The sequence below is a fragment of the Bacteriovorax sp. DB6_IX genome, from assembly GCF_000447775.1.
Classification (GTDB): Bacteria; Bdellovibrionota; Bacteriovoracia; order Bacteriovoracales; family Bacteriovoracaceae; genus Halobacteriovorax_A.
Genome location: NZ_AUNJ01000412.1, coordinates 1 through 5,910 on the forward strand (window position 1 = coordinate 1; position 5,910 = coordinate 5,910).

Consider the following 5,910-nt stretch of genomic DNA (forward strand, 5'->3'; position numbering starts at 1 on the left):
AAGAATCGTTTCATTTTCAAAATCATAACTCGGGTGAGCCTTTTTAAAATTCTCTTTTTGATCTTCCTTCAAGCCCTCCCACATTGACTTTGCCAGCTTCTTGGCCTTTGGGGACAAGGAGTAAACAGCATGTAGGAGCTCATGATTAACAGTCACTCTGTAGCTCTCATCAAACTGACGCACTCCCGTCTCCCAAGAATAGTATAAGGATTAACAAGGGCCAAATATTACCTTGTCGAAGTAACTCTCTAATTTAATCGCCGGCTTCTCTCCTACAGTCGAAAGAACAAGTTCTTGGCACTTCACCCCATTAGGAGTTTTCATCCAGTCACGATAAAAACTTAGGCTTTTCTTAGATAGTGTTAGTCCTTTTACAGATAAGCCAAACATCGTGGCCGGTAGCGTTCTCTCATTAATAATTCCTTGGGAAACAGCATAACAATAGAAGTCTCTTGTTAATCTCACGGGGTTTGATACTTCTAATAAAGTAACCTGTGATTCAAACATAGCAAGATGCCCTTTAAGTTCAATTGGTTTAAACTTCTTTGGGTAGTAAGCTTGATTGACTTCACTAAGTTTGTACCAACAATAATTATATTGAACGGGTCTAAATCTTAACTCTTGTAACAAGTCGAGGAATCGAGCAGTCCCTAGTTCGAACAGGATACTGATACTTTACGAAGTCATCGAAATTCTTGCGCGTTTCTTTAAAGACACAAAGTTTCTTTCCCTCTATCGAACATAACTTTCGCACACAATCTTGGAAAGCACTTGCCTCTGCGCACGAATTTACAATAAGTGAAACGGCCTGATGAATAATTGAGCGATGCCCTTTTTGGAATTTAAAATCTGGAAGATACTTATAAGTCTTAGTTCCAATTTTAAAATCTAGAGCTTCTCCTTTTACCCAAATAGCTTCATTTTTTAGATCGAGAATATAATTTTTCCCTAGAATATGCGACCCAACATTGCCATCAACAAATTTATGAGTCAGTGCTCCTTTTGCCCCATAGAAGTAAGTAGAAAGTACTTTAGGTGTTTTCACCTCTCCACATTTTAGGTTCTCAACATGGAAAAAAGGAAGTCCTGCCCCTTGATAGCCTTGAGAAAACATTTGCTCACGAAGAAGAAGATCATCTACTTTATGAGTATGGAAAATGATCGGGATTTCATTACCTGAATCCAGTCCAAAGTTGAAAGAACTCCCACCAGCTTCACACTTAAAGCTAATGATGTTTTTTCCAACCATTTTAATTGGAATTCTCTTCCAACCCTTTAAGTTTTTCTTTTTAAATGTATTTGAAATTGTAATTTTCTTCTGCGCTAAATTCACTTGTACAAAGTTGTCTTTAAGAAAATCTATGCCAAGAATACCATCACAACAATTAATCCCGTCTTGGTCTTCATTGAATTTCTTAGTGTTCATAACGTAGCTAAGCATCTTAGGAAATTCAAAACCGCCAAGCTTCACCGTTAATTTATAGGCCTCTGACTTCTGTCTTCCACCAAAGGTATTTACGAAAGTATCTTTTTCAGGAGCCCTTTCTAAAGCCTTTCCTAATGACTTAGCTGTTTCAGCCGAGAGGAAGTTTGCATTTGATCCTGTATCCAGGAGAAATTGATAATCTTTTTCACCAATTTTGACTTGGGTAATCACTAGTGATCCAACTGATTTTATGATTGGTAATTCAACCGAACTGGCCATGATAAATGTTGAAAATAAAAATAGAAACACACCGCGACAAAAGATCGTCATAATTCCCCTAAACCCTTTTTAAAACTAGTTCTTTCTGATAGTATCGGATGACTTTCATTTAAGATCAAATTAAATAATTTAGTGAGGAATTGATGCAGTACAACTTTGGAGAAATCGAAAAGAAATGGCAGGCGTATTGGGAAGAGAACGAGACGTTTAAAACGGATTCAAGCGATCGTTCAAAACCAAAGTACTATGCCCTAGATATGTTCCCTTTCCCATCAGGAGCGGGACTACACGTTGGACACCCAGAGGGGTACACGGCAACAGACATCATGTCTCGTTACAAGAGAATGAATGGGTATAACGTTCTTCACCCAATGGGTTGGGACTCTTTTGGTCTACCTGCAGAAAACTATGCAATCAAAACAGGGACACATCCAGAAGAAACAACTCAGAAAAATATTGGAACATTTACAAGACAGCTTAAGACTCTTGGTTTCTCATATGACTGGTCCAGAGAAATTGCGACGAGTAATGTTGATTACTACAAATGGACACAGTGGATTTTTGTTCAACTCTACAACAAGGGCTTAGCTTACGAAGATGAGATTTCTGTAAACTGGTGTCCTGCACTTAAAACAGTTCTTGCTAACGAAGAAGTTATCGATGGTAAATCTGAAGTTGGTGGGCACCCTGTAGAGAGACGTCCAATGAAGCAGTGGATGCTAAAGATTACTGAATATGCGGACAGACTTATCGATGACCTTGAAGATGTTGACTGGCCTGAAGGAATTAAAGAATTACAAAGAAATTGGATTGGAAGAAGCGAAGGTGCCACAGTTAAGTTTGCTGTTGAAGGTGGACATGGAGAGCTAGAAGTTTTTACAACTCGTCCAGATACACTCTTTGGTGCAACTTATATGGTAGTTGCTCCAGAACATGACCTTGTTTCAAAAATTACAACAGCAGAGCAAAAGACTGCTGTTGAAGAATATCTTAAAACGACTTCACTAAAGTCTGATCTTGAAAGAACTGATCTTAACAAAGACAAATCAGGTGTTTTCACAGGGGCTTATGCTACAAATCCTGTAAACGGAAAGCTGATTCCGATTTGGGTCGCTGACTATGTTCTTATCTCATATGGTACAGGTGCTATTATGGCCGTACCAGGTCACGATGAAAGAGATTGGGAATTCGCTAAGAAATATGAACTCCCTATCGTTGAAGTTCTTAAGGGTGGCGATGTCAATGAAGCTGCTTTTACTGGAGATGGAGAGCACATTAATTCAGACTTCCTAGATGGACTTGGAAAAGAAGAAGCGATCACTAAAGCAATTGCATGGCTTGAAGAGAAGAATGTAGGAACAAAGAAAATCAATTACAAACTTAGAGATTGGTTATTCTCTCGCCAAAGATACTGGGGTGAACCATTCCCAATTTTAAAATATGAAGATGGTACAGTTAGATGTTTAGATGAAGATGAACTTCCAGTTGTTCTTCCAGATGTTGAAAAGTATGAGCCATCGGGAACAGGAGAATCTCCTCTAGCAAAAATTGATGAATGGCTTTATATCACTGATCCAAAGACAGGAAAGAAAGCAAGACGTGAAACAAATACAATGCCTAACTGGGCCGGGTCTTGTTGGTATTACCTTAGATATATTGATCCTAAGAACCCAGACAAGCCATGGGATGAAGATCTTGAAAAATATTGGATGCCAGTAGATCTCTATGTTGGAGGAATTGAACACGCAGTTCTTCACCTACTCTACGCAAGATTCTGGCACAAAGTTCTTTTTGATCTAGGTTATGTTTCAACAAAAGAGCCATTCCAAAAACTTGTTAACCAAGGGATGATTCTTGCTCCAGATGGAGAAAAGATGAGTAAGTCTCGTGGTAACGTTATCAACCCAGATGATATCGTTAATGAGTTTGGTGCTGATTCACTCAGAATGTATGAGATGTTCATGGGGCCACTTGAGAAAGTAAAACCATGGCAAACAAAGGGTGTAAAAGGTGTTCACACTTTCCTTAGAAAATCTTTTATGTTCTATGGAAACAAAGAGAATACTTATGAAGGTGCAGAAAAAGACCAAGACACTTTAAAAACACTTCATAAGACGATTAAGAAAGTTACTGAAGACATTGAGAATATGAGATTTAATACTGCCATCTCAGCTCTCATGGTAATGAATAACGAAGTTATAAAAAAAGGAAGTGTTTCTGTTGAGACAGCAAAAACTTTCGCTCTTCTTCTAAGTCCAATGGCACCACACGCTGCTGAAGAAATTTGGGCCAACTTAGGAGGAGATAAGACTCTTGCTTATGAAGCATGGCCAAAGTTTGATGAAGCTCTAGCAAAAGATGATCTCATCACAATGGCAATTCAAGTAAATGGTAAGACAAGGGCAACAATTGATGTACCTGCAGATATTGCAAAGGAAGATTTTCTTGCTCAGGCCAAGGCTGACGAAAGAGTAAGTAAATTCCTAACGGGAACAATTGTTAAAGAAATCTATGTTCCAGGTAGAATCTGTAACATCGTAGTGAAAGGTTAAAGGAATTAAAATGTCGAATAAATTTTACTGTACAACTGCAATCGATTATCCAAATGGTAGGCCACATATTGGTCACGCCTACGAGAAGATCGTCACAGATAGTTACAATCGTTGGTACAAGATGAAAGGTATGGAAACACACTTTCTGACAGGGACTGATGAGAATGGACAGAAATTAATTGAATCAGCTAAGGCGGCGGGGAAAGAAACTGAAGCCTTTGTTGCTGAAAATGTTGAAGTATTTAAAGAGCTTTGTGAAAAAGCAAATATTCAGTACGATGACTTTATTAGAACAACTGAGAAAAGGCACCATGATGCCTCTACTGAAATCTGGCAAAAGATAGAATCTAAAGGGCTTATCTATCATGGACACTACTCTGGAATGTACTGTCTATCATGTGAGTCATTCTATACAGAGCTTCAAGCTCCAGATGGAAACTGTCCAGAACACCACAAGCAACTTGAAAAGAAAGAGGAAGAAGGTTACTTCTTCAAGCTCTCTGAATTCCAGAGCTGGATTATTGACCATCTAAAAGCGAACCCTGACTTTATCGCACCGGCCGCGAGATATAAAGAAATCCTAAGCCGTCTTGAAGCAGATGATCTTAGAGATCTCGCAATTTCTAGACCAACACAGAACTGGGGTGTTCCTGTTCCAGGTAATGATAATTTTGTTATGTATACATGGTTTGATGCCCTAATCAATTACTACTCGGCCCTGTCGGAAGATCAAAGAAAGTTTTGGCCAGCCGATATGCACGTCATTGGTAAAGATATTCTTTGGTTCCACTCTGTTATCTGGCCATGTATGCTAAAAGCTGCGGACCTTCCTCTTCCAAAACAAGTCTATGTTCACGGGATGATTCTTGCGGAAGACGGAAAGAAGATGAGTAAGTCTCTTGGAAATGTTGTTGATCCATTTGATATGCTAGAGAGATTTCCTACAGACACTGTTCGTTACTATCTCCTAAGAAATATCTCTGCAACTTCAGATGGTAAATTCTCTGTTGATGAGCTCATTGCAAAACATAATGCTGAACTTGGAAATGATTATGGAAACCTACTTATGAGAGTTATCAAACTCGCAAGAAAGGTAATGCCTGATCATATCTTTACAAGTGAAGGTGTTGATCAGGAAATTCAAGTTGCTGAGATTTACAAGCGTGCAAGTGAATTCATGGATAAGAGAGAACACAATAAGGCCATGGATGTTATTTGGGAACTTGTAAATCAGATGAACCAATATGTTAATGATAAAGAACCTTGGAAGTATAAGGAAGACACTGAGACATTTTCTAAGATTGTTTACAACTGTCTCTTTGGAATGAGTGCCGCAACTTATCTTCTACAGGCCTTTGTTCCTCAAACAACAGAAACCGCATCAGGTTATATTGGTGCTGACATTGAAGGTGCTGAACTTCTTGAGTTTGGAAAGGCCAAATTTGATATTCAAGCTCCAGAAGCACTATTTCCGAAAATAGAAAATAAATAAAATTGAATCCACAGTATCGCCTTATGAATGGGGCGATATTGTGGATATATTTTATTGTTTCAAAAAGTGAACACTAACCAACTTTTTCTTTAATCACCCTATCTTTCCAAGACCTTATAAAATAAAGCTAAATTTAACTAAAATTACCAACTGTCGCTACC

General features: G+C 38.5%; 5 protein-coding genes. 2 read left to right on the plus strand and 3 right to left on the minus strand.

Features of this window, described 5'->3' with window-relative positions:
* From M901_RS12925 to M901_RS12935, 3 genes are all read right to left on the minus strand, one after another.
* Positions 1-183 (minus strand): hypothetical protein (locus M901_RS12925; RefSeq protein WP_021278652.1); only part of this gene is annotated, 183 nt, incomplete at its 3' end.
* A gap of 27 nt (positions 184-210) precedes the next feature.
* Positions 211-630, minus strand: coding sequence for a hypothetical protein (locus M901_RS12930; protein WP_034722204.1), 420 nt, complete (start codon positions 628-630; stop codon positions 211-213).
* Entirely contained in the window at positions 608-1,705 is a 1,098-nt protein-coding gene (locus tag M901_RS12935) for a retropepsin-like aspartic protease (RefSeq protein WP_198295401.1), read from the minus strand. The genes M901_RS12930 and M901_RS12935 overlap by 23 nt, the downstream gene beginning before the upstream one ends.
* A 143-nt stretch (positions 1,706-1,848) precedes the next feature.
* Between M901_RS12935 and leuS the strand changes: the two genes are divergently transcribed.
* On the plus strand, positions 1,849-4,257 hold the full coding sequence (gene leuS, locus M901_RS12940) for a leucine--tRNA ligase (RefSeq protein ID WP_021278651.1): 2,409 nt from the start codon (positions 1,849-1,851) through the stop codon (positions 4,255-4,257).
* A 10-nt stretch (positions 4,258-4,267) separates the two neighbouring features.
* Complete coding sequence (metG, locus tag M901_RS12945) at positions 4,268-5,749, plus strand: methionine--tRNA ligase (RefSeq protein WP_021278649.1); 1,482 nt, start codon at positions 4,268-4,270, stop codon at positions 5,747-5,749.
* Positions 5,750-5,910: the final 161 nt, after the last annotated feature.

Excerpts from the sequence above, each read along its gene's own strand:
- M901_RS12935 (WP_198295401.1), bottom strand. The coding sequence starts at position 1,705 with ATGGCCAGTTCGGTTGAATTACCAATCATAAAATCAGTTGGATCACTA.
- metG (WP_021278649.1), top strand. The coding sequence starts at position 4,268 with ATGTCGAATAAATTTTACTGTACAACTGCAATCGATTATCCAAATGGT.
- leuS (WP_021278651.1), top strand. The coding sequence starts at position 1,849 with ATGCAGTACAACTTTGGAGAAATCGAAAAGAAATGGCAGGCGTATTGG.